The 230-nt window shown below is 62.6% G+C and carries 1 pseudogene; it reads right to left on the bottom strand.

The annotated features are described in order from the left end of the window. Positions 1 to 230, bottom strand: a pseudogene (locus ACQG3P_RS25195) (LacI family transcriptional regulator); the annotation flags it as partial.

Genomic DNA, 230 nt, shown 5'->3' with positions numbered 1-230 from the left:
TCGTTGTCTTCCAGGTACGCCAGCACCACCGCATCGTCGGTCAGCGGCGGGATCAGCACCTCGCCATCGGGCCTCGAGTTCTCGAACAGTGCGGCGAGGTCGGGCAGGGTGCGCCGGCCTATGCCGACCGGCCCCAGGATCAGGTTGTAGTGGTTGGCATGACAGGCTTCCAGCATGCCGTTCTGGTTTTCCATCAGGTAGTTGCGCGAAGGATTGTTGTAGACCAGCGC

The sequence above is a fragment of the Stenotrophomonas sp. SrG genome (assembly GCF_050031795.1).
GTDB lineage: Bacteria > Pseudomonadota > Gammaproteobacteria > Xanthomonadales > Xanthomonadaceae > Stenotrophomonas > Stenotrophomonas rhizophila_A.
Note: the sequence above shows the minus strand (reverse complement) of the source record. Positions and strands in the feature narration are given on the sequence as shown.